Below are 23,454 nucleotides of genomic sequence, written 5' to 3'. Positions count from 1 at the left end.
TTGTTTAATATTGATTTTCATTATAGGATAGAATATGTACATATTCTATTGTGGAACAAAAGAAAGGGGATACAGATGTCGAATCAAACAACACAGATGTCAATCAATGCAATTAGAACATTGTCAATCGATGCGATTGAGAATGCAAACTCAGGTCACCCAGGATTACCAATGGGTGCAGCTCCAATGGCTTATACATTATGGACAGAATTCATGAACCATAATCCGAAAAACTCAAAATGGTTCAATAGAGACCGTTTTGTATTATCTGCAGGTCATGGCTCTATGTTGCTTTACAGTTTGTTACATCTTTCTGGTTACAATGTAACAATGGATGATTTAAAAGGATTCCGTCAGTGGGGTTCTAAAACTCCAGGGCATCCTGAAGTACACCATACTGATGGAGTAGAAGCTACTACAGGTCCATTAGGTCAAGGGATTGCGATGTCCGTTGGTATGGCAATGGCAGAAAAACATTTAGAAGGTAAATATAATAAAGAGAACTTTCCTGTTGTCGACCACTTTACGTATGCACTAGTGAGTGATGGTGATTTAATGGAAGGGATTTCTCATGAAGCTGCCTCTTTAGCAGGTCATCTAGGCCTAGGTAAACTTATTGCTTTATATGATTCTAATGACATTTCATTAGATGGTGAACTTGACCAATCATTCTCAGAAAATGTTGAAGATCGTTTTAAAGCTTATGGATGGCAAGTGATTCGAGTTGAAGATGGAAATGACACGGCTGAAATTGCGAAGGCTTTAGAACAAGCGAAAGCTAATGTAGATCAACCAACATTAATTGAAGTAAAAACTGTAATTGGTTTCGGGTCTCCTAATAAAGCTGGATCTTCCGCGTCGCACGGTGCACCGCTTGGAGCGGATGAAATTAAGTTAACTAAAGAATCTTATGAATGGGAACATGACGACTTCCATGTGCCTGAAGAAGTGTATCAGGACTTTAATGCGAAAATTGTTGAACGCGGACAAAAAACAGAAGCTGAGTGGAATTCACTATATGAAAAATACCAAGCAGAACATGCAGAACTAGCTGCAGAATTAACTAAAGCGATTAATGGTGAGCTTCCTGAAAATTGGGATAATGACTTACCAGTGTATGAAGCGGGTAAAGATACATTAGCAACTCGTGCTTCATCAGGAGAAGTACTAAATGCACTTGCTAAGTCTGTGCCAAATCTATTTGGTGGAAGTGCCGATTTAGCTGGATCCAATAAGACACTGTTAAAAGATGCTGGAGACTTCTCGAAAACAAATTCAGCTGGAAGAAATATCTGGTTTGGTGTACGTGAATTTGCAATGGCAGCTGCACTAAACGGAATGGCTCTACATGGTGGTCTTAAAGTATTTGGCGGTACATTCTTCGTGTTTAGTGACTATCTACGTCCTGCTGTAAGATTGTCAGCAATACAGAATGCACCAGTAACTTATGTATTAACACATGACTCTATAGCAGTTGGGGAAGATGGTCCAACACACGAACCAGTAGAACAACTAGCAGCATTTAGAGCAATGCCGAACCTATCTGTGATCAGACCTGGTGATGCTAATGAAGTACAAGCAGCATGGCGTTTGGCACTAGAATCAACTCAAACACCTACTGCACTTGTATTAACAAGACAAGGATTACCTACACTTGAAGGTACGGCTAAAAATGCTTATGAAGGCGTTAAGAAAGGTGCTTATGTTGTAAGCCCAGCTTCTAAAGAAACTGCGGACGCTTTATTACTAGCAACCGGATCTGAAGTTCAATTAGCTGTAAAAGCACAAGAACAATTAAAAGATCAAGGCATTGACGTAAGTGTTGTCAGCATGCCTTCATGGGATCGTTTTGCACAGCAAGATGATGCTTATAAAGAACAAGTACTACCATCTGCTGTTAAGAAACGTTTAGCGATTGAAATGGCTTCTCCATTTGGTTGGGAACGTTTTGTAGGTGATGAAGGAAAAGTTCTAGGTATTGATACTTTCGGTGCATCTGCTGACGGGAATAAAGTAATGGCAGAATACGGATTCACAGTAGAAAACGTTGTAAACCATGTACAATCACTAGTAAAATAATATAGTTTATAGTAGAACCCTTGGGAATTTTCCAAGGGTTCTTTTTTTGGCTTTTTAATGATCATTGCTTTTGTCTGATTTAGTTACTTTTACAACTGGTATATTTTAATGATAGGACAAAACTTGAGGTTATTTTCAACGTATTGTGACAACAAATTCAAAGGTACTTATGTATAATGTTTGTCAAAGTCAAAGGAGGACAAGCATATGCATCAATATTCTACCTTTTGGATTAAAGATGAGTTTCACTATCATTATTTTTATAAATCAGACATTCTTCGTAGGTTTTTAACGGAGTGTTTAACCTTTAGTTACACCAATAAACAACTAAAAGATCAATTTGACTTTATTACACAAGAAATTCCATATAAATTACTATTGCAACATGTGAAAAGCTTTCATAAACAACAATTGGATGTTATTATAAAGGGGGAAATATTGGAAATGATTAAAGGAAATAGAGCGGTTACGATTTCGTTTCATAAGAGATTTTTTACTATACACGCTCATTCTCTAGAAGAGGCGGATGACCTTATTTTTCAACCGTTAAAAAGTCTTCATCCTAGTTTTTTTATTATTGAAAAAGACTCTACTAATTCTGGATGGGTAAGTCCAGTGAAAAATGAAGTTCTATTGTAATCCCCCTATTGTAATATTTTCCGTGTTTTACTATACTGTATGAGAGACAACATGAAGGAGGAAAGCTCACATGGGCACGATTTGGGTAGTTTTAATTGCTATTTTAGCATTAATTGCTGGTGTCGCATTAGGATTCTTCATTGCTAGAAAGTATATGATGAATTATCTAAAAAAGAACCCACCAATTAATGAGCAAATGTTAAGAACGATGATGATGCAAATGGGTCAAAAACCATCGCAAAAGAAAATCAATCAAATGATGCGTGCAATGAATAACCAGCAGGATAAATAATTATAGACATATAGGACAAGCTAGTCTCAAAAATGAATCTTTAGCATTGCACAACGAAAATCCCTTGTTTCTTACTAAGTACAAGGGATTTATATGTTATATCTAATTTTTAAATAGAATGCCATATTAGTTCATTTACTTGTCATCTTTTTAATTCACATATTGCTTGTAATTTTGATAAAAAATTTTTTAACTATACTTGTCTTGACTATTTCAAAAGATCAGCCAATGGAACAAAACGAATGTTAGTGAAGGACAAGGGTCATGTATTAATCGAAGCTCTATTAGTATAAGAAAGAGTTGATACCATGTTTTGGGCAATAGCAACAACGATTGTTGGTTTTATAATGGCTACTATCATGATCATTATTCGTCTTAAAGCATCCAGAAAGCCAACAAGTGTTTCTAGGATCATCTTACCACCACTTTTTATGAGTACTGGTGCATTCATGTTTTTATTTCCTATGTTTCAAATTACATGGTTTCAAGTAATAGAAGCGTTTGGGCTAGGGGTTTTATTCTCTGTCTTATTAATTAAAACTTCTAAATTTGAAATTAAACATGGGAATATTTATTTAATCCCCTCTAAGCTTTTTATCTTTGTATTGTTTGGCCTACTAATTTTTCGGCTTGGGTTGAAATTAATTTTGAGTCAATCGATCGCGTTAGGTGAAACAAGTGGAATGTTTTTTGTACTAGCATTTGGTATGATTGGATCTTGGAGATTAGCAATGCTTCTGAAGTTTAAAAAGCTTGAGAGACAATTAAAAAACCATCCAAAGTCAACGCCAGCCTATTAAAAAAACCCTTTTTAAAGGGTTTTTTCTACGTGCGCTAGTTTCTTAGGTGTACGCTCTATTAATCACTTGTGTACAACATAGTACTAGAATTTTTGGTTCATTTGTTTTGTTGGACCCTTAGTTTCATCGTCAAAAAGGGATATGTATGGTGTGATGTCGATTTTCTTTTCTTCCAACTTCTTCTTTAAAAACTTATGATCTCGTTTCGGTGTAGCTAAGATGTACCCTTCAATTAATACATCCTCGGTTATTTTTTCTTGCTTCTTTTCTAATGCTAATTGTCCAATTTTACTTGCTATTTTTTGTCTTGCAACATCTCGAAAAAGTTCTGGTACTGGAGAAATTAATTCTTCTAACAGAATCTTTTCATACTCTCCCCACATAGATCGTGTTTTATCAATGTAATATTCTTCCCAATCCATAATCGACTTGCCATCTTCTTTTGGTAGTTTTTTTAGAAATTTTCGAAACATAAAAAAGCCGCCAATACCAAGGAGAGTAATTAATATAAATGTCCATATTATAATAAAAACAGAAAATTCTAATGACATTTGATCACCTATTCATTCTTCTACTATCTTTTATCCATATTTTACATTAGGGTGACAAAAAAAGAAATATTTCTGTTTTTTTAATTTGAAAGTAGGCTAAAGAGTCGTGTGTAAACTGTTTGCTATTACGATCAACCACCAATGAGTGAATCGAAGTTATAGCTAGTCATCGTCTTAATGAAAACGGCGATTGCGATTACAAAAAATAAAAAGAGAAATCCGAACGAATGCTTTGTAGCGTGGAAAACCATCGTTCGAATTTCTCTGTACTTAAACACTTTCGGTTTAGCTTTTTACATATCGTGTGATGCACCTTTTTTCTGTCGGCTGTGATTTCTATTTTTTACTTTTTTAGACCCGCTTAATGGTTGGTTTGGTTTGTTTTCTTTATTTTTTTTATTAGCCATTGTCATTCCTCCTTTGTTCTATTTTTTAACTAAAACAACGGTTTATGCATGAATGGAGATTGGTCATACGTAAAGACTAATAACCGTGAAAGGAGGATCCAAATGGGTAAAGATATAGAGATAGCGAAAATGAATGAACTTGACTTTAATGGTGAATTATCTCATCTTAATAATGAGATAATCGAAACCGAACGACAAATTGAACAGGCATTGCAAACTGCGAACCAACATCAATCTGAACAATTACATGATTATAAAGCTAAAATAGAAGAAATAAAATCATTCATGTATAAATAATTGAAACACAACATAAATATGCTCTTGGCCCATTTATCCCGTAAGGCTATATTTTTTGCAAGGGAATATTTAGATAAATATGAAAATTCGTTTAAGACCTGTCGAAATATTTTACTTATAAATCGATTTCATATAAAATAAATAAGTGTTGGAACTCGTAACTAACGGGGATGGAGGATCGGAGACGATCTTAAATTAAAAAAGGGGGTAACGTTCATGGTAAACAATGATACTTTCAAGGCAAAAAAACAATTTGAATTGAATGGTAAAAAGTACAATTATTACCAACTTAAAGCGTTAGAAGAATCGGGGATAGGTGACATTTCACGTTTACCTTTTTCCATCCGTGTTCTACTGGAATCATTAATTCGTCAATATGATGGAAAAGTAATTAAAGATGAGCATGTTGAAGGCCTTGCGAAATGGGGACAAGCAGAAAGTAAAGATGTTCCGTTTAAGCCATCTCGAGTTATTTTGCAAGACTTTACCGGTGTACCTGCCGTAGTAGACTTAGCTTCCTTGCGTAAGGCTATGGTAGATATGGGCGGTTCACCAGATTCAATTAATCCAGAAGTTCCAGTTGACTTGGTTATTGACCATTCTGTCCAAGTGGATAAATATGGAACAAGTGATGCATTTAGAGCGAATATGGAATTGGAATTCGAACGTAATGCTGAACGTTATGAGTTTCTACACTGGGCACAAAAGGCATTTGATAATTACCGTGCAGTACCACCTGCAACGGGGATTGTGCACCAAGTAAACTTAGAATATATTGCAAATGTCGTGCATGCGAAAGAAAATGACAATGGTGAATATGATGCATATCCTGATACATTATTCGGTACTGACTCCCACACCACAATGATTAACGGTTTAGGTGTACTAGGTTGGGGTGTTGGTGGTATTGAAGCAGAAGCTGGAATGCTTGGACAGCCATCTTATTTCCCTGCACCAGATGTAATCGGTGTTAAATTTACTGGAAGTTTCCCTAATGGGACGACAGCTACAGACTTAGCACTAAAAGTTACACAAGTACTACGTGAGAAAAAAGTGGTAGGTAAGTTTGTTGAATACTTTGGTCCTGGGTTACAGGATATGCCACTAGCTGACCGTGCTACGATCTCAAATATGGCTCCAGAATATGGTGCGACATGTGGTTTCTTCCCAGTTGATGAAGAAGCACTTAACTACTTGCGTTTGACTGGACGTAGTGAAGATCACATTGCACTTGTTGAAAAGTATTGTAAAGAAAATAATCTTTGGTATTCACCAGATCAAAAAGATCCAGAATTCACCGAATTAGTGGAAATTGATCTCTCTGAATTAGAGCCGAACTTATCTGGTCCTAAGCGTCCGCAAGATCTTATTCCTTTATCTAAGATGAAAGAATCTTTTAATAAGTCGGTAACTGCTCCAGCAGGTAACCAAGGCTTTGGTTTAGATGAGAGTGAGTTTGATAAGGAAGTAAAAGTTGAGCATCCAAGTGGTAAAACATCTGTCATGAAAACAGGTGCACTTGCAATCGCAGCGATTACTTCTTGTACAAACACATCTAACCCTTACGTAATGTTAGGTGCTGGTCTTCTTGCTAAAAAAGCAGTGGAAAAAGGGTTAGAAGTACCTGCTTATGTTAAAACGTCATTAGCTCCAGGGTCTAAAGTAGTTACGCGTTACTTGGATGATTCAGGGTTAATGCCTTATCTAAATAAATTAGGATTTAACCTTGTTGGTTATGGATGTACAACATGTATCGGTAACTCTGGACCACTTTCTGAAGAAATTGAAAAAGCAATTGCAGACAATGACTTAACAGTTTCTTCTGTATTATCTGGTAACCGTAACTTTGAAGGTCGTATTCACCCATTAGTGAAAGCAAACTACTTGGCTTCTCCACCATTAGTTGTCGCTTATGCGCTAGCAGGTAGTGTAGATGTTGACCTGAAAACAGAACCAATTGGTCAAGATAAAGATGGAAATGCGATTTACTTTGATGATATTTGGCCTACAATGGATGAAATCAGAGAACAAGTAGCCAAAGTTGTTACACCAGAAATTTACCGTAAAGAGTATGAAGAAGTATTCAAATCTAATGAGAAGTGGAATGAAATTGAGACAACAGATGAACCATTATACAAATGGGACAGTGAGTCTACTTATATTCAAAACCCACCATTCTTTGAAGGGTTGTCAAAAGATGCAGGAAAAGTCGAATCATTATCAGGACTTCGTGCAATTGGTAAATTCGGTGATTCGGTAACGACTGACCATATTTCACCAGCTGGTGCAATTGCAAAAGACATGCCTGCAGGTAAGTATTTACAGGAGAAAAATGTTTCACCACGAAACTTTAACTCTTATGGTTCCCGACGTGGTAATCATGAAGTGATGATGCGCGGTACATTTGGAAACATCCGTATTAAAAATAAATTAGCACCTGGTACAGAAGGTGGCTATACAACGTACTGGCCAACAGAAGAAGTTATGCCAATTTATGATGCTGCAATGAAGTATCAAGAAGATGGTACAGGTACATTAGTAGTAGCTGGTAAAGATTACGGGATGGGAAGTTCTCGTGACTGGGCTGCTAAAGGAACAAACTTACTCGGAATTAAAACAGTAATTGCTGAAAGTTTTGAACGTATTCACCGTTCTAACTTAGTAATGATGGGTGTATTACCTTTACAGTTCCAAGACGGAGACAGTGCTGAATCGCTTGGTTTAACAGGTCAAGAAACATTTGATGTAGAGATTACGGAAGATGTTAAACCACACGATTTAATTAACGTAACGGCTACCGATGAAGAAGGAAACAAAACACAATTTAAAGTAATTGCTCGTTTTGATAGTGAAGTCGAAATTGACTACTATCGTCATGGTGGTATTTTACAAATGGTACTACGTAATAAATTAGATAGTAAAGTTGCGAACTAAGAGAAAAAAAGGACAGCTGTCATCAGCTGTCCTTTTAATTATGCAATTGTGAGACATTTCGATTTTTATTTTGATTTTAATACTAACACTTATACTTTTCTGAAAAGTGGTAATCCTTAAAATAAGCAACTTTTATTAAAGGAGAGGATTATCATCGGATTAAGAAGAAAGCCAACATTCGAAGAACTTGTTCAAGAAAATAGAAATGAAATACTTAAAGATGATCAAATTATGAGTGAAATTGAAGAAAAAATTGATCAAAAATACAACCAATCCTTCCAACAAGAAACATGATCATCCTAACATTTTTATGTATTGGTCACTATATCGGTGCAAAAAATAGGGATATGAAAAATCGACATTCATTAGAAATGATGTCGGTTTTTTTATTCCAATAGCATTGGAAACGATGAATTCTCTCGCAATATGTGATCAAGGGTATAAGGTGTTCAAGGTAGCAAATAATAAACTTGTCATCCACTATAGAAAGGGGATGTTTGTCTTGGGTAATCCAAAAAAAGATTCGCAACATTTTCGACCTAGTCATTTAGGTACGCAACCGTTAGAAGCCGGCGGTAATAAAGGTAAAAAAATGTCGATGAAATCAAATGAACAGCCTAAGGTTATTCAAACAAAAGGGAAATAGGGAGGTTTATCGCATGAGTCATCAGCAAAATCAACGTCCAAATCCGGATGATCGTTCTGATAACGTAGAAAAGTTACAAAACATGGTACAAGATACTATTCAAAATATTGAAGCTTCACACGAAACGATGCAATTTGCTTCAGAAGACGAAAAACAAAAAATTAAAGCTAAAAATGCACGACGTGAAGAATCGATTCAAGCAATGCGTCAAGAAATTAAAGATGAATATCATGATCAACAGGATCGATAATAATTTTAAAAGCCCTCTGAGTAAGAGGGCTTTTTAATATTTAGTCTCGCCCGGTGCAACAGTCCGCAAGACTCCCCATGAAAGGAAACAGAGATGTTTAAGTGGGAGTGAACTTTCATTTGTTTTCATCTAAGTGGTTCAAGGTACTTTATTTACATACATTTTTCATTTTAGATTTAACAAGGGCAACAAGGGGCGAGAATTGTTATCTATAAGGTCTCTTCATCACCTTACCAATCAAGCTTGTACCAATTGTTCAAATGCAATTTAATAAACTTAGGTATTTAACTATGGTAAAATGTAAAAGGCACAGAAGGGATGATTGCAATGAAAAATATAAAAAAGCTTAAAGAATTAGAAAAAGAAATAGTGGAGTGGGATTCCATCCATGATATACCACCACTTAAAGAGATAGAAATTCTTAGGCTTTTAGATAAAAGTAAACAAGACATCATCGAGATAGATTCATCTACAATCTCTATACTATATACCATGTTAGCTTATTATCGATTACAAAGAAACTTTAATGATAATAAAATAACTGATACGTTATTACAAGAGGCTGCTTTTCATGATTCTACATCCGTTGTTTTAAATGAATTAAAAAATTTAAAGTCATATTTTAACTTTTATTCCAGCATGCAAATTGATGTATTTGCCGAGTGGTCGATAAGAGAAACTGACTTTGATCAAGTAAAGCTAAAAAAGAGTAAAGAATTACTTGAAGAAATCGAAGTCGTATTAGAAAAGAAAAGTGAAACAGGTGTCATTGCGGAGAAAAATACGGAAAGCGAACTTTATTTGCTGTTTCAAAAAATTGAAAAACAATTACAATCTTTAGCCGAAACACTAGAGGAAACTATTGAGGCGATTACGAATCGTAAATCAAATACACCTGTTCAAACACTAAATCAGCAAGTTAAAAATATGGAAGCATTGATGATTGAATTTTATCAAGCTTTACCTGACGCATTTACGGTTCATGATAACAAGAGTCCGTTAGAACAATTGGACGAAATGATCGGATTAAAAGAAGTGAAGCAATATATCCGACAATATTATCATTATTTAAAGTATCAGACAGAACGAAAAAAGCTAGGTTTTCATATGGTGGATGAGCCAGGAATTCACATGATTATTACGGGAAATCCAGGAACAGGTAAAACAACGATAGCGAGATTACTTACTTCCATTTATCACGAGTTAGGTTTACTAAGTACCAATCACGTAACAGAGGTAAATAGATCTCATTTGGTTGGTTCTTATATGGGGCAGAGTGAAGAAAATACCCTTAATTATGTAAGACAATCAGTTGGAGGGGTACTGTTTATTGATGAAGCTTACAGTTTGAAACGAGAAGGGCAAACGGCAAATGATTATGGTCAAGCTGTTATTGATACATTGGTAACCAGTATGACAAGTAAGGAATATGCAAATCAATTCGCTGTCATGTTAGCCGGGTATCCCGAGGAAATGCGACAGTTTTTATGGGCTAATCCAGGATTGCGGAGTCGTTTTCCTGAGCAAAATCATATTGCTTTACCAGATTTCCAAATGGATGAGTTGTTGCAAATTGCCGAAAAAACTGCATTAGAAAATGATTATTTCTTTACCGATGAGGCATTAAATAAATTTGAAGGCTTAATTGAAAAATCGCGAGTAGATGAATCATTTGGTAATGCAAGAACAGTAAGAGATCTTGTTCTTAAAGCCATTTTCAAGAAAGGTGCCAAGGAAACAATTAACCCAAATGAAAATTGGCTACAACACATGAAGATCGATACAAATGACCTTGATTTTATGGAGCAGCAAGAAAATGATGTGCAACCATTGCAACAGCTCGATCAACTAATAGGATTAGCCAATATTAAGCAAGAAGTTAAAAAATTATCCTCTTTTGTTAGGGTTCAACAACAACGTAAACAAAAAGGTTTACCTCCAGTTCCTGTACAATTACATGCTGTATTTTCAGGAAACCCAGGAACAGGGAAGACAACGGTGGCAAAGATTTACTCGCAAATTTTAAAAGAATGCGGGCTACTAAAAAGAGGCCACTTCGTACTGGCATCTCGCAGTGATTTAGTAGCAGGTTATGTGGGACAAACTGCTATTAAAACGAAACAAAAAGTTCGAGAGGCATTAGGTGGTGTCCTGTTTATTGATGAGGCTTATTCGTTATATCGTGGTGAAAAAGACTTTGGAAAAGAAGCAATCGATACACTTGTTGATGAAATGACCAAACATAACGAAAATTTAGTGGTCATTCTTGCTGGGTATGAGGATGAAATGGAACAATTTATTCATAGTAATCCTGGGTTGGAATCTAGATTTAAGAAATATTTCACTTTTGAAAATTATCGTTCAGATGAATTGCTGGAAATTACGAAGTTCCATATCGAATCCTATCAATATCAACTCGAAGATGAAGCAACCGATTATTTAACCGAACAATTTAATAAGAATCGTATTGATGGTAATGCTCGTTTTGTAGTCAACTTAGTTGATGAAGCGGTCCAATTTCAAGCACTACGGATCGATGAAAGTACTAGTAATGAAATTAGTAATAGCTTAAATAAAGAGGACTTTCAAAAAGCGTGGGAAGCTACAAGGGGGAGCAAATAAAATGAAAGTTAGAACACCAATTAAAGTCAGGTACCAGGAAACAGATCAAATGGGCGTTGTGTACCATGCCAATTATCTTGTGTGGTTTGAGATTGGTCGCACAGCTTTTATAGAGGAACTAGGATTTAAGTATCAAGATATGGAGCAAGACGGAATTGTTTCTCCTGTGGTCGATGCTCATATGTATTTTAAGCAACCAATTCGTTATGGAGAAGATGCTTATGTTGAAACGTGGATTGAGGAGTATGATGGACTAAGAACGACTTATGGCTATCAAATCATTGGTGAAAATGAAAAAGTAGCCGTTACTGGTACAAGTAAACACGTTGTTGTTAAAAAGGATAGTTTCCGACCTGTCTCTTTAAGAAGGTCGTTTCCTGATTGGCATGAAGCATATACAAATGCTATGAAAGAGGGGTAGTCATGGCATTTGGCTTGAAACGACGTGAGTTAATCTCGTGGAAACAAAAAGTAGCCAATGGAGAAATTGCTTTTTTAACTCACTATTGGTTAGATCCAAGGTTCCCGGACTGTAAAACTGTAACAAAAGTCGGATGTGCAGATATTGATAAATTAATGGAATGGGGAAACAGATATCATTTAGATCCGAAATGGATTCACCATGATCCGAATTATCCGCATTTTGATTTATTAGGGGAGAAGCAGAAGGAGATATTAAGAGCTGAAGCACAATGGGATCAACTTGATAGATTCCATCTATATGAATAGTGAAGAGGTTATCTATTGATTAGTGGTAGAGAAAATTGAATGAATAAGTTAACTAGCATACCAAACTAATTATTGTTTGGTATGCTAATTTGTGTACATAAACCGTAACACTCTTAGTTATAACGAACAAACTTATCGTTTTGTTGATAAAACATCTCATTCTTGATATAGCTTAAGACTATATCAAGTGATAGATTATATATACTATGCTATGGCTGCTTTTCAATGATACACTTACTTTACATTAAAAAGGTGAAAACTTAATAACCATACTGGTATTGTCTTAGGAAAATAAATGTTTGTTGAGTTTTCCTAATATTCGGAAATTATTTCGTGGGCGGATTATTTTGAGTGGCCGTCTGATTAGCTGTTTTTCATCAATTAAAACAAATGGGGGGAATGGAAATGATTAAGTCTCAAGATCACACAAACGTATTGGCACCGTTTAGGGCTGAACATGTAGGGAGTTTTTTGCGTCCTGAACGTTTGAAAAAAGCGCGTGCACAGAAAGAAACAGGAGCTATTACAACAGAGCAATTACGTCAAATCGAGAATGAGGAAATTACCCAGCTCGTAGTAAGACAAAAGGAAGCAGGACTAAAAGTAGTGACAGATGGAGAATTTCGTCGTAGTTGGTGGCATTTTGATTTTTGGGAAGGCTTTGATGGAGTTGAGGGTTACACTCCAGAAAAAGGACTACAGTTTACTGGAGTAGAAACAAGAAAACGCGGACTTAAAGTAACAGATAAGATTTCATTTAGTGACCATTACATGATCGAGCATTTTAAATTTCTGCAAAGCATTGCGGGAGATGCGGTTGTGAAATTCGCTATTCCAAGTCCTAATATGCTTTACTTTAGAGGAGATTTTCAGAAGGGGATTTACCAAAGTGATGAAGAAATAATGGATGATCTAATTATAGCTTATCAAGGTGTTATTCAATCCCTTTATGAAGAAGGGTGCCGGTATCTACAAATTGATGATACTTCTTGGGCGATTTTCTTTTCTAAACAAGGAAGGGAACTAATGAAAGGTAAAGGTCAAGACCCTGAAAAAATTGCTAACTTGTGTGCGCGAGCCATTAACGAATCTATTGCCAATAAACCGAATGATTTGCTTGTGACCATGCACATTTGTCGAGGAAACTACAAATCCACCTATATGGCTAGCGGAAGTTATGAAGCATTATCTGAAATAATTTTTAATGGATTAAATGTTGACGGGTTATTTCTAGAGTTTGATGATGAACGCTCTGGAGGGTTCGAACCGTTACGTAAAATTAAACGCAAGGATTTATACGTCGTATTAGGTTTAATCACCTCGAAATTTGGAGAATTGGAGGACAAAGATCTTATTAAATCAAGAATTAAGGAAGCGAGCAAGTATGTGCCACTGGAGCAACTTTGTTTGAGTCCACAGTGCGGATTTGCTTCCACGGAGGATGGAAATGACCTAACAGAAGAACAACAATGGGAAAAAATACGTCATGTGGTGAAAATTGCTGAAGATGTTTGGAGGTAAAACAATTAAGTTTTTCCTAAAATTGTGAGAAAAGATGTTCATGGAAAGGAATGGTATAGTTATGACAAAAGTGAAAGAAAAATGGCAGAGATATCATACGATTTGGGGATTACTACTATTGGGGTGGGTTATTTCTTATATTGACCGAACAGCAGCTGGACCAATTATCACATTCATGATTGAAAATGAGGTGTCTTTTTTTGCAGATGTAGATAATCCTCATGTTATTGGTGGTTTAATCGGTAGCTTATTTTTTGCTGGATTTATGCTTATGCAGTTTCCGGGTGGTTATTTTGGAGACAAATTTGGATATCGAGCTGTAATTGTATGCAGTATTTTCTGGGCAGGTATTGCAACATTGTTTACTGGATTGGTTGGCGGATTGATCGCATTCATTATATTTCGTGTGCTGTTAGGACTTGGAGAAGGTGTATTTTATTCAAATGATCGATCCTATATCGCTTACCATTCACCGGCGAACAAAGTTGGTACTGGAATGGGGGTTGTTTTGACTGGTGTATCGATTGGATTAACGGCAGGATTATTGGGAATACCATATTTGTTAACGATTGCCGAACCCTTCATGGGTGTTGAAGCATGGCGTTTTCCTTTCTATGTAACAGGTTTGCTGACGTTGATTATAGGATTGATTTTATACTTATTCCTAAAGCCGAAAACAGACTCAGTTAAAGAGGCAGACAAGTCCTCACCTGGTATCAAAGCTAATTTTGGAAAGACGTTAGGGTATATGTCCGGTTATTCTGTAGTTTTTTTAATTATTATAATGGGAATTTATTTTGTTTCTGTCCGTCTGGATTTATCTGAAGTGGCCATTGCATGTATCCTTGTCATGCTATGTCCATTGTTAATTCTGTATTTATACGTAACGAAGAAATCCGAAATCAAACCGCTACTGGCAAATAAAAATCTCCTATTTCTTTATATATTTTTTATTCCGGTAATGTGGCATTTATGGTTTTATGGATTCTGGTCAGTATCCATTGTTCAAGATTTTGGAGGCGGTGCCTTAATGTCAGCTGCATTGGTTGCTTCCTTTAATGGGGTTGCCGGGATTATCGGTTTTCCAATTGGTGGTAAAATTTCGGACTTAATGGCTAACCGTGTCAATGGTCGTCGCAATGTGCTCGTTGTATTAACAGCAGTATTAACCGTGCTGATTTTTGTTTTTGCTGCATACGTAATGATGGGTTATAGTCATCCAGTTGTTATGTCTGTTATTTTATTTGTATCAGGATTATTTTTCTTTGCGTTACAGCCGGTAGCCCATGCATTAGCATCTGATCTGACACCGGAAGAAAGCAAAGGATCCATGTTCGGTATGTTAAATTTAATTGCAGAAATTGGGGCTGTACTAGCACCTGTTATTTCAGGTGCCATCCGTGATCAAACTGGTAATTGGGGCATGGCGCTATTACTAGATGGTGCCATAATGGCTGTCGGTTTAGTCTTGGTGATCGCTATAACGAGTAAATCCACCGTAACTGCTGTTGTTGGCAAAAGTGCGTAGGAGGTTGAAACAGATGGTGGAAAGGATTCTTTGGGAAAATCATCGTTTTCAATAGTATATAGAAAAACCGCTTGAATTTATATAATTCAAGCGGTTTTTCGTGGTAAAAGTCTGATTTGTTATGAGATAGGATGTTTTCTCCATGATAAGCGGATTAGTTATCATTTGACAGTCTCTCCATTTTCTTTCTTGTCTGGAACTGGATCAAACCCTCCAGAGTGAAATGGGTGGCATTTTAAGATTCGTTTTGTTGTAAGGTAAAATCCCTTTAAAAAACCAAAACGTTGAAAGGATTCCAACCCGTACTGAGAACATGTTGGGTAAAATCTACATGTAGGCGGTTTGATCGGGCTTATCCATTTCCGGTAGAATTTGATAATGAAGATAAATAGATGTTTCATAGACGATCAACCTAATCCTCTTCACGTTTGTCATAAGTAATCGATGCAACTGCATCATGTAGATGAATCGATTCTTCATTTTGACAGGAAACGGAAAACTTATCGACGAATGGTAGTTCATACAGATCAGCAGAAACTAAACGTACGATATCTTCAACAAATCGAGGATTTTCATATGCTTGTTCCGTGACCATTTTTTCATCAGGTCGTTTAAGAACTGGATGTATTCTAGCACTAGCATTACTTTCGGCAGCTTCTAATAATGCTACTTTCCAATCAACTTGATCCTCATCAAAATCATCATTTAATTTTACGGTCATCGAGACATTACCGCGTTGATTGTGTGCGCTATATTCACTAATTTCTTTTGAACAAGGACATAATGTAGTAATTGTACCTGTTAATGATACGTCGATATCGAACCCATTGTTGATATCATAGGCTACTTTAATGGAGGCATCTGCATGGTTCATGCCTGCCAAATCAGATGACGGTCCTCTTCTTTCAAAGAACCATGGATAAGTTACTTTAATCGTGGCATCTGACTGTTTCACACGATCAGCTAACTCTTTCACAAAAATCTTAAGTGACTGTATATTTATAATAAAATCAGAATTATGATAATGATTCAGTTGTTCAGTAAAACGGCTCATATTGGTACCTTTACTATCTTTATTAATAGAAGATGTGAATTCAAAGGTAGCAATCGTTGTTTGTTTGGTTGGTTTCATATCACTTTCTATTTGAATTGGATGTTTCACATTGGTGATCCCAACCGCATCAATATCAAATAAAAAATCTTTTCTAGTATTTTGTAAATCTGCCATCCCTTCTTTTTCGATGGGTTTTGTTTTTGGTCCAGGTTCAACAGATCCAAATAGCTTATGACGTTCTGCTTTTGTTGGTAATTGTTTTTTATTTGAAACGATTGTTTTATCCATTTTGACTTACTCCTTCCATCCCTTTCAATTATTCAAAGTATACTTAAGTTTCACAAATCTTTCAATTTATTCAACTTAAGTAACCAAGAAGCAAAACAAGAATCAAAAAATTGATTCTAGTTTACATCCATTTTATCTTAGGTTCTGTTTTGTTCATAATCCGTTTTATATTTGCCCTATGCCTATAAAATACAAAAATCGTTAGTAGCGACGTAACAATGACTAGTCCCATTTGTTGTTGAATAAGACTTACAATAACCGCTACAACACCTGTTATCATGGAAGATAATGATACATATTTTGATACATATAACATGATAAAAAAGGTAACGAGCATAATGATAAATAGTAATGGGCTAACACCTAAAATGACGCCGCCGGAAGTTGCAACAGCTTTCCCGCCCTTAAATTTGGCGAATATAGGATACATGTGCCCAACCACTGCAAACAACCCGATCACCAACGGGTTTACATGATTCCAAACTAACATCAGTGGTAAGGTTGTTGCTAGTGTTCCTTTAAGGATATCAGCGATTGTAACAATTAAGCCTGCTTTAATCCCAAGAACACGAAATGTATTCGTTCCACCAAGGTTTCCGCTACCATGTTCTCTAATATCTGTTTGGTATCCAATCTTACCAACAATTAAACCTGATGGTATAGATCCTAGTAAATATGATATAATTGCCAGTATAAGGTAATCCATAATGTAACTCCTTTTTAAAAAACTTGTATTTTTATTCTATCACGAACTTTACACAGATAGTATACTAACTTTGTTTTTTGTATATTTTTAAATGATTATGTTAATGCGTCGTAGTGGATGTCGCATATTGAAAAATGTAAAGGAGCGATTCAATGACTTATCAGCATCCAGCAAAACAAGTAATCAAAGATGTTTTGGAAAGTAGTAAAACAATTGCAGTAGTAGGGTTGTCAGATAATCCTGATCGAACTTCTTATCAGATTGCCAAGATCATGCAACAAGTAGGTTACCGCATTATTCCAATTAATCCTACGGTTGACGAAGTACTAGGTGAAAAAGCTTATCCTTCATTAGTTGATGTAAAAGAACCATTTGATATTATTAATGTGTTCAGACGATCAGAACACTTACCAAACATCGCAGAACAAGCAGTAAAAACAGATGCAAGAGTCTTTTGGGCCCAGCAAGGTATCGTAAATGATGAAGCGAATGATTTTTTAATTGATCACGATTTTACCGTCATCATGGATACCTGCATTAAAGTAGCGCATTCGGTTATGATAGGAAAATAGCTGAAGTATAAAGAAAAATCTCTGTTTTTGCAGGGATTTTTTTGTTTGGGCTATAATATATAGTTACATTATACAAAAATCAACCATTGTGATTTATCGTAAACAAGCTACAATAGAACAGGAGCATAAGCATCTTTACATAAACAAACGTTTGTTCTACTATGAATGATAGATCTTATTTATTCTTTTTTAAACTTAATCAAAAATGATTGTAAAAAATGTACGGTGAACTAGATAGGCTTTCAATTAGAAAGGGGCAGGTATCGATTGGTTAAACAGACAACAAACTATTCAGATGATTCGATTCAGGTATTAGAAGGGTTAGAAGCAGTAAGAAAAAGGCCTGGGATGTATATTGGTAGTACAGATGCTCGCGGGTTGCATCACCTTGTTTTTGAAATTGTAGATAATGCGGTGGATGAAGTGCTGGCAGGTTTTGGTGATGTGATCACGGTTACGATTCATAAAGACAATAGCATCTCCGTTGAGGATAAAGGGAGAGGGATGCCAACGGGAATGCATAAAACAGGACGCCCAACGCCAGAAGTCATCTTCACTGTATTGCATGCTGGAGGTAAATTTGGTCAAGGTGGATACAAAACGAGTGGAGGTTTGCACGGTGTAGGTGCGTCGGTAGTAAATGCTTTATCGGAATGGTTAGAAGTAACCATTTACCGTGATGGAAATAAATATGTGCAACGATTTGAAAATGGCGGGGTTCCAGTAACGACATTAGAACATAAGGGAAACACAAGAAAGACTGGTACTGTTATACATTTTAAACCAGATAGCAATATCTTTTCGACAACGCATTATCAATATGAAACATTATCAGAACGGTTAAGAGAATCGGCATTTCTGTTGAAGGGATTACAAATAGACATACTCGATAAACGCGATGACAATCATGATACTTTTCAATTTCCTGACGGTTTAAAATCGTTTGTTGCATATTTAAATGAAGAAAAGGATACGATGCATCCAGTTGTTTCATTTGAAGGAGAACACCAAGAAATTGAAATTGATTTCGCCTTTCAATTTAATGATGGATATGCGGAAAGCATGTTGTCGTTTGTTAATAATGTGCGAACAAAAGATGGAGGGACACATGAATCCGGTGCGCGAACCGCCATCACACGTGTATTCAATGATTATGCAAGAAAAACAAGTCTGTTAAAAGAAAAAGATAAAAATTTAGAAGGTAATGATATTCGGGAAGGTTTTACTGCTATCGTTTCAGTAAGGATTCCAGAAGCAGTGTTACAATTTGAAGGACAAACAAAAGGGAAATTAGGAACATCTGAGGCGCGTTCAGCAGTTGATTCTGTTGTTTCAGAACAATTATCTTATTTCTTAGAAGAAAATCCAGATATTGCTAGTATGTTAGTAAAAAAGGCAATCCGTGCAAAAGAAGCCCGTGAAGCGGCTCGGAAAGCTCGTGAAGATGCTAGGTCAGGTAAAAAGAAAAAACGAAAAGATGCCTTGCTCAGTGGAAAATTAACCCCTGCTCAGTCAAGAAATGCAGAGAAGAATGAATTGTATTTGGTAGAGGGTGACTCTGCTGGTGGTTCAGCTAAACAGGGAAGAGATCGAAAATTCCAAGCTGTATTACCACTGAGAGGTAAAGTTATTAATACAGAGAAAGCAAAACTAACAGATGTATTTAAAAACGAGGAAATTTCAACAATTATTCATACCATTGGAGCAGGTGTCGGCGGTGATTTCAACTTAGATGATGTTCAATATGATAAAGTCATCATTATGACCGATGCCGATACCGATGGTGCCCATATCCAAGTACTATTACTTACTTTCTTTTATCGATATATGCGACCACTTGTTGAAGCTGGAAAAGTCTATATCGCACTTCCACCTTTATATAAAATTTCTAAAGGAAAAGGGAAAAAGGAAAACATTAAGTATGCTTGGAATGAAGAGGAAATGAAAGAAGCGATCAAAGAACTCAAAAGCGGCTATGTGTTGCAACGGTATAAAGGGCTTGGTGAAATGAATGCCGATCAACTATGGGAAACAACGATGAGTCCTGATAGTAGAACGTTAATTCGAGTGAAGATCGATGATATCGCAAGAGCGGATCGAAGGATCACGACATTAATGGGAGATAAAGTTGAACCACGAAGAAAATGGATCGAATCCCATGTCGAGTTTGGTTTAGATGAGGAAACCAATATAATCGACAATGAGAATATACAGTCAGATGATTAATACTTAGTCATCTAAAAGAAATGAAAATGGAGATTTCTCTAAGTAGAAAAAGGGGGACGTGTTTTGTCACAGCAAAATTTCTTAGATTTACCTTTAGAAGACGTGATTGGTGATCGTTTTGGAAGGTACAGTAAATATATCATTCAGGACCGGGCTTTACCTGATGTCCGTGATGGCTTAAAGCCGGTACAACGACGCATTTTATATGCGATGCATGAAGAAAGAAATACGCATGATAAACCCTTTCGTAAATCAGCTAAAACAGTTGGTACCGTTATCGGTAATTATCACCCGCATGGGGACTCCTCTGTTTATGAGGCAATGGTTCGACTTAGTCAGGATTGGAAAGTACGGAATGTGTTGGTTGAAATGCATGGTAATAATGGTAGTGTAGATGGGGACCCCCCAGCTGCAATGCGTTACACGGAAGCTCGATTATCCAGTATTTCATCTGAATTGATTCGCGATATTGAAAAGCAAACTGTCGATTTCATCCCTAACTTTGATGATACAATTGACGAACCTGTTGTATTACCAGCAAAATTCCCAAACTTGTTAGTGAATGGATCAACAGGTATATCTGCGGGATATGCAACCGATATACCACCTCACAACTTAGGAGAAGTCATTGATGCGGTAATAAAGAAGATTGATAATCCTGATGTTACGGTCGATCAATTATTAGATGTCATTAAAGGCCCTGATTTTCCCACGGGTGGGATTATTCAAGGAATTGATGGTCTTAAAAAAGCATATAAAACTGGTAAAGGAAAAGTTGTTGTAAGGGGGAAGGCAAAAATTGAATCGGTCCGCGGCAATCGCGAACAAATTGTGATTGATGAGATCCCCTTTGATGTAAATAAAGCGAATTTAGTAAAGCGAATGGATGAACTGCGGATTGACCGTAAAGTAGAAGGAATTGCAGAAGTGCGTGATGAAACAGACCGTACAGGGCTTCGTGTTGTGCTAGAGTTAAAAAAAGAAGCAGATAGTGAAGGGATTCTGAATTATTTATATAAGAATACCGATTTGCAAATTACGTATCACTTCAATATGGTTGCAATAAAGGATAAAACCCCACAGTTATTGAGTTTGTCCTCTATTCTTGAAGCCTACATCGCACACCAAAAAGAAGTTGTAACAAGACAAGCCCGTTATGATTTGAACAAAGCTAAAGAACGTGCCCATATTGTCGAAGGGCTTATGAAAGCTATTTCCATTTTAGATGAACTAATTGCAACGATTCGTGCATCTAAAGATAAAGCAGACGCAAAGAAACGAATCAAAGAAGCGTATGGCTTTACGGAAGAACAAGCAGAAGCAATTGTGAATTTGCAATTATATCGACTAACCAATACCGATATTACGTCATTAGAACAAGAAGCAAAACAATTACAAGAAAAGATAAGTGAATTAGAAGAAATTTTAAACAATGAAAGTAAACTATCCCATGTTATAAAAACGGATCTAAAAGCATTGAAAAGGAAATATGCAGATGAACGTAAAACAGTCGTCGAAGAAAAAATAGAAGAACTTAAGATTAATTTAGAAGTAATGGTAGCTAGTGAAGATGTCCTTGTCTCTGTTACGAAGGATGGCTATATAAAAAGAACTAGTCTTCGCTCTTATGCAGCATCTAATGGGGAAGATTTTGCTATTAAGGATGAAGATCATTTAATTGCTCTTCATGAAATAAATACAACAGATAAATTGTTATTATTTACGAACAAGGGTCGGTATATTTTTGCGCCAGTTCACGAATTGCCTGATATAAGGTGGAAGGACTTAGGTCAACATATATCAAATATTGTAACGATTGATAAAGATGAAACGTTTGTAAAAGCTATCCCTGTTCGAGAATTTGAAGATGACAAATATCTAATCTTTTTTACCAAAAACGGCATGGTAAAACGAAGTGAGTTGAAATTATATGAAGCGCAACGTTACTCGAAAGCATTAATTGCGATTAATTTAAAAAATGATGACGAGGTACAAAATGTACATGTAACCGACGGCCATCGGGATATATTTATTGCCTCAAATAAGGGGTATGGTTTGTGGTATAGTGAATCAGAAGTCTCAACAGTAGGGCAACGGGCTGCAGGCTTAAAAGCGATTAAGTTAAAAGATGGCGAATATGTTGTTAATGGAGTTGTATTTGATGAATTAATGGATAATCCTGATCTAGTGTTACTAACACAACGTGGTGCTTGTAAACGGATGAAACTGAATGAATTTGAAAAATCATCACGAGCAAATCGTGGCTTAGTTATGTTACGTGAATTAAAACGCAAACCACACCGGGTGGTTGGTTTCTCATTAGTAAACGAAGATGATACCCTTCAGTTTAAAACAACAACAGGAGATATTCACACGGTATACCCATTAGAGTTAGCAAAGAGCGATCGCTATAGCAATGGATCCTATCTAGTTGATTCTGACCAGCAAGGTGAGGTTGTTGAAGTTTGGGAGACTGCAAATTATCAAAAAGTATTTGATTTGAAAGAAAATAAATAATTTAAAAAAAGAGATGGGGGTATCCATCTCTTTTTTTAAATAGCCTTTGTATTGACTGGTATTTGTGTAGTTAGCGCAATTTAAGAGGTCACTTGTGGATCATTGAGGCATGTTAGTACAATAAAATAATAAATAATGATATTGTAAAAGAAAGTTTAACAAGAAGGAGACATTACGATTTATGGATAGTCGTCGTTTTAGAGATGCAATGGGGAAATTTGCAACAGGCATAACAGTTGTGACAACGGATTATAATAAGGAAACATATGGAATGACGGTGAATGCATTTATGTCTGTTTCACTAGACCCCAAATTAATTGCGGTTTCAATCGATAAAAAAGCTACTATGTATACTATATTACAGAAGACGAAACAATTTGGTGTTAGCATCTTGTCATCGAAGCAAAAAGTACATTCCATGCTGTTTGCAAAACAGCTAGAAAAAAACCAAGATATTGCTTATACCCATTTAAATGGGGTCCCGGTATTACAAGATTCGTTAGTAACTATATCTTGTAGTTTATACAATAAAGTCGAGGCTGGAGATCATATGGTTTTCTTCGGTAAAGTAACTGGTATAGAAGTGAATGAAGGAGATCCGTTGTTATATTATGGCGGTAGCTATCAAGAACTGAATGATTGATAGGCAACTATCGAATAAGCAGCTAAAAGTGTCTGTTTCATCAAACTTGTTTTTAGATAGATAATAAATTATATTGTTTATATAATTAAAAAAGGCTGTTTTCTAAGAGTTGTTGTTATTTGCATGCATAAAACATCAACATAACTTACGTAA

23 protein-coding genes are annotated in these 23,454 nt (G+C 36.1%); 18 read left to right on the top strand and 5 right to left on the bottom strand.

Annotation, left to right across the window (positions count from 1 at the left end; translation table 11 throughout):
- Window positions 1–75 precede the first annotated feature (75 nt).
- The 4 genes from tkt to FCI53_RS00300 all read left to right on the top strand — a co-directional run bounded on the left by tkt (window position 76) and on the right by FCI53_RS00300 (window position 3,810).
- Window positions 76–2,079: a transketolase gene (gene tkt / locus FCI53_RS00315; RefSeq protein WP_138414671.1), complete on the top strand. Its 2,004-nt coding sequence runs from the start codon at window positions 76–78 to the stop codon at window positions 2,077–2,079.
- A gap of 207 nt (window positions 2,080–2,286) precedes the next feature.
- Window positions 2,287–2,718, top strand: coding sequence for a sporulation inhibitor of replication protein SirA (gene sirA / locus FCI53_RS00310; RefSeq protein WP_138414669.1), 432 nt, complete (start codon window positions 2,287–2,289; stop codon window positions 2,716–2,718).
- Between the two features lie 70 nt (window positions 2,719–2,788).
- A complete protein-coding gene (locus tag FCI53_RS00305) occupies window positions 2,789–3,010 on the top strand; it encodes a YneF family protein (protein ID WP_138414667.1) in 222 nt (73 codons plus the stop codon).
- 308 nt (window positions 3,011–3,318) lie between these two features.
- The gene (locus FCI53_RS00300) at window positions 3,319–3,810 is read left to right on the top strand and encodes a CcdC family protein (protein WP_138414665.1); all 492 of its coding nucleotides are present in this window, start codon (window positions 3,319–3,321) and stop codon (window positions 3,808–3,810) included.
- An 83-nt stretch (window positions 3,811–3,893) separates the two neighbouring features.
- Here FCI53_RS00300 and FCI53_RS00295 read toward each other — a convergent pair whose 3' ends face one another.
- Window positions 3,894–4,361: a DUF2621 family protein gene (locus FCI53_RS00295; protein ID WP_138414663.1), complete on the bottom strand. Its 468-nt coding sequence runs from the start codon at window positions 4,359–4,361 to the stop codon at window positions 3,894–3,896.
- Between the two features lie 293 nt (window positions 4,362–4,654).
- The gene (locus tag FCI53_RS00290; protein ID WP_138414661.1) at window positions 4,655–4,768 is read right to left on the bottom strand and encodes a small acid-soluble spore protein P; all 114 of its coding nucleotides are present in this window, start codon (window positions 4,766–4,768) and stop codon (window positions 4,655–4,657) included.
- 102 nt (window positions 4,769–4,870) lie between these two features.
- Between FCI53_RS00290 and FCI53_RS00285 the strand changes: the two genes are divergently transcribed.
- From FCI53_RS00285 to FCI53_RS00240, 10 genes are all read left to right on the top strand, one after another.
- A complete protein-coding gene (locus FCI53_RS00285) occupies window positions 4,871–5,065 on the top strand; it encodes a hypothetical protein (RefSeq protein ID WP_138414660.1) in 195 nt (64 codons plus the stop codon).
- Between the two features lie 216 nt (window positions 5,066–5,281).
- Entirely contained in the window at window positions 5,282–7,999 is a 2,718-nt protein-coding gene (gene acnA, locus FCI53_RS00280; protein WP_138414658.1) for an aconitate hydratase AcnA, read from the top strand.
- Between the two features lie 147 nt (window positions 8,000–8,146).
- Window positions 8,147–8,293 carry an FbpB family small basic protein gene (locus FCI53_RS21985; protein ID WP_342774154.1) on the top strand — a complete coding sequence of 49 codons (147 nt, stop codon included), beginning with the start codon at window positions 8,147–8,149 and terminating at the stop codon, window positions 8,291–8,293.
- A 208-nt stretch (window positions 8,294–8,501) separates the two neighbouring features.
- Window positions 8,502–8,645 carry an acid-soluble spore protein N gene (locus FCI53_RS00270; protein WP_138414656.1) on the top strand — a complete coding sequence of 48 codons (144 nt, stop codon included), beginning with the start codon at window positions 8,502–8,504 and terminating at the stop codon, window positions 8,643–8,645.
- Window positions 8,646–8,658: 13 nt separating this feature from the next.
- Window positions 8,659–8,895 (top strand): small acid-soluble spore protein Tlp, encoded by a 237-nt coding sequence (gene tlp, locus FCI53_RS00265; RefSeq protein WP_138414654.1) that lies wholly within the window; start codon window positions 8,659–8,661, stop codon window positions 8,893–8,895.
- 327 nt (window positions 8,896–9,222) lie between these two features.
- Window positions 9,223–11,517, top strand: coding sequence for an AAA family ATPase (locus tag FCI53_RS00260; RefSeq protein WP_138414652.1), 2,295 nt, complete (start codon window positions 9,223–9,225; stop codon window positions 11,515–11,517).
- Window position 11,518: 1 nt separating this feature from the next.
- Window positions 11,519–11,938, top strand: coding sequence for an acyl-CoA thioesterase (locus FCI53_RS00255; RefSeq protein WP_138414651.1), 420 nt, complete (start codon window positions 11,519–11,521; stop codon window positions 11,936–11,938).
- A 2-nt stretch (window positions 11,939–11,940) separates the two neighbouring features.
- Complete coding sequence (locus tag FCI53_RS00250) at window positions 11,941–12,246, top strand: hypothetical protein (RefSeq protein ID WP_138414649.1); 306 nt, start codon at window positions 11,941–11,943, stop codon at window positions 12,244–12,246.
- Between the two features lie 399 nt (window positions 12,247–12,645).
- The gene (locus FCI53_RS00245) at window positions 12,646–13,767 is read left to right on the top strand and encodes a 5-methyltetrahydropteroyltriglutamate--homocysteine S-methyltransferase (RefSeq protein ID WP_138414647.1); all 1,122 of its coding nucleotides are present in this window, start codon (window positions 12,646–12,648) and stop codon (window positions 13,765–13,767) included.
- A gap of 61 nt (window positions 13,768–13,828) precedes the next feature.
- Window positions 13,829–15,295: an MFS transporter gene (locus tag FCI53_RS00240; RefSeq protein ID WP_246049973.1), complete on the top strand. Its 1,467-nt coding sequence runs from the start codon at window positions 13,829–13,831 to the stop codon at window positions 15,293–15,295.
- Between the two features lie 161 nt (window positions 15,296–15,456).
- Here FCI53_RS00240 and yidD read toward each other — a convergent pair whose 3' ends face one another.
- The 3 genes from yidD to plsY form a co-directional block, all read right to left on the bottom strand.
- Window positions 15,457–15,696: a membrane protein insertion efficiency factor YidD gene (gene yidD, locus FCI53_RS00235; RefSeq protein WP_138414645.1), complete on the bottom strand. Its 240-nt coding sequence runs from the start codon at window positions 15,694–15,696 to the stop codon at window positions 15,457–15,459.
- A gap of 11 nt (window positions 15,697–15,707) precedes the next feature.
- A complete protein-coding gene (folE2, locus tag FCI53_RS00230; RefSeq protein ID WP_138414643.1) occupies window positions 15,708–16,637 on the bottom strand; it encodes a GTP cyclohydrolase FolE2 in 930 nt (309 codons plus the stop codon).
- 121 nt (window positions 16,638–16,758) lie between these two features.
- Window positions 16,759–17,343 (bottom strand): glycerol-3-phosphate 1-O-acyltransferase PlsY, encoded by a 585-nt coding sequence (gene plsY / locus FCI53_RS00225; RefSeq protein WP_138414641.1) that lies wholly within the window; start codon window positions 17,341–17,343, stop codon window positions 16,759–16,761.
- 152 nt (window positions 17,344–17,495) lie between these two features.
- Here plsY and FCI53_RS00220 point away from each other — a divergent pair, with 152 nt between their 5' ends.
- The 4 genes from FCI53_RS00220 (at window position 17,496) to FCI53_RS00205 (ending at window position 23,301) form a co-directional block, all read left to right on the top strand.
- Window positions 17,496–17,915, top strand: a complete 420-nt coding sequence (locus tag FCI53_RS00220; RefSeq protein ID WP_138414639.1) for a CoA-binding protein — start codon at window positions 17,496–17,498, stop codon at window positions 17,913–17,915.
- Window positions 17,916–18,182: 267 nt separating this feature from the next.
- On the top strand, window positions 18,183–20,141 hold the full coding sequence (gene parE / locus FCI53_RS00215; RefSeq protein WP_138414637.1) for a DNA topoisomerase IV subunit B: 1,959 nt from the start codon (window positions 18,183–18,185) through the stop codon (window positions 20,139–20,141).
- 63 nt (window positions 20,142–20,204) lie between these two features.
- The gene (gene parC / locus FCI53_RS00210; RefSeq protein ID WP_138414635.1) at window positions 20,205–22,658 is read left to right on the top strand and encodes a DNA topoisomerase IV subunit A; all 2,454 of its coding nucleotides are present in this window, start codon (window positions 20,205–20,207) and stop codon (window positions 22,656–22,658) included.
- 181 nt (window positions 22,659–22,839) lie between these two features.
- Window positions 22,840–23,301 carry a flavin reductase family protein gene (locus tag FCI53_RS00205; RefSeq protein ID WP_138414633.1) on the top strand — a complete coding sequence of 154 codons (462 nt, stop codon included), beginning with the start codon at window positions 22,840–22,842 and terminating at the stop codon, window positions 23,299–23,301.
- Window positions 23,302–23,454: the final 153 nt, after the last annotated feature.

This window comes from Aquibacillus sediminis, assembly GCF_005870085.1.
GTDB lineage: Bacteria > Bacillota > Bacilli > Bacillales > Amphibacillaceae > Aquibacillus_E > Aquibacillus_E sediminis.
This window is presented reverse-complemented; position numbering and strand designations above follow the sequence as displayed.

Bases quoted from the DNA above. Each gene is read 5' to 3' on its own strand.
- tkt (WP_138414671.1), top strand. From the start codon at position 76: ATGTCGAATCAAACAACACAGATGTCAATCAATGCAATTAGAACATTG.
- sirA (WP_138414669.1), top strand. From the start codon at position 2,287: ATGCATCAATATTCTACCTTTTGGATTAAAGATGAGTTTCACTATCAT.
- FCI53_RS00305 (WP_138414667.1), top strand. From the start codon at position 2,789: ATGGGCACGATTTGGGTAGTTTTAATTGCTATTTTAGCATTAATTGCT.
- FCI53_RS00300 (WP_138414665.1), top strand. From the start codon at position 3,319: ATGTTTTGGGCAATAGCAACAACGATTGTTGGTTTTATAATGGCTACT.
- FCI53_RS00295 (WP_138414663.1), bottom strand. From the start codon at position 4,361: ATGTCATTAGAATTTTCTGTTTTTATTATAATATGGACATTTATATTA.
- FCI53_RS00290 (WP_138414661.1), bottom strand. From the start codon at position 4,768: ATGGCTAATAAAAAAAATAAAGAAAACAAACCAAACCAACCATTAAGC.
- FCI53_RS00285 (WP_138414660.1), top strand. From the start codon at position 4,871: ATGGGTAAAGATATAGAGATAGCGAAAATGAATGAACTTGACTTTAAT.
- acnA (WP_138414658.1), top strand. From the start codon at position 5,282: ATGGTAAACAATGATACTTTCAAGGCAAAAAAACAATTTGAATTGAAT.
- tlp (WP_138414654.1), top strand. From the start codon at position 8,659: ATGAGTCATCAGCAAAATCAACGTCCAAATCCGGATGATCGTTCTGAT.
- FCI53_RS00260 (WP_138414652.1), top strand. From the start codon at position 9,223: ATGAAAAATATAAAAAAGCTTAAAGAATTAGAAAAAGAAATAGTGGAG.
- FCI53_RS00255 (WP_138414651.1), top strand. From the start codon at position 11,519: ATGAAAGTTAGAACACCAATTAAAGTCAGGTACCAGGAAACAGATCAA.
- FCI53_RS00250 (WP_138414649.1), top strand. From the start codon at position 11,941: ATGGCATTTGGCTTGAAACGACGTGAGTTAATCTCGTGGAAACAAAAA.
- FCI53_RS00245 (WP_138414647.1), top strand. From the start codon at position 12,646: ATGGAAATGATTAAGTCTCAAGATCACACAAACGTATTGGCACCGTTT.
- FCI53_RS00240 (WP_246049973.1), top strand. From the start codon at position 13,829: ATGACAAAAGTGAAAGAAAAATGGCAGAGATATCATACGATTTGGGGA.
- yidD (WP_138414645.1), bottom strand. From the start codon at position 15,696: ATGAAACATCTATTTATCTTCATTATCAAATTCTACCGGAAATGGATA.
- folE2 (WP_138414643.1), bottom strand. From the start codon at position 16,637: ATGGATAAAACAATCGTTTCAAATAAAAAACAATTACCAACAAAAGCA.
- plsY (WP_138414641.1), bottom strand. From the start codon at position 17,343: ATGGATTACCTTATACTGGCAATTATATCATATTTACTAGGATCTATA.
- FCI53_RS00220 (WP_138414639.1), top strand. From the start codon at position 17,496: ATGACTTATCAGCATCCAGCAAAACAAGTAATCAAAGATGTTTTGGAA.
- FCI53_RS00205 (WP_138414633.1), top strand. From the start codon at position 22,840: ATGGATAGTCGTCGTTTTAGAGATGCAATGGGGAAATTTGCAACAGGC.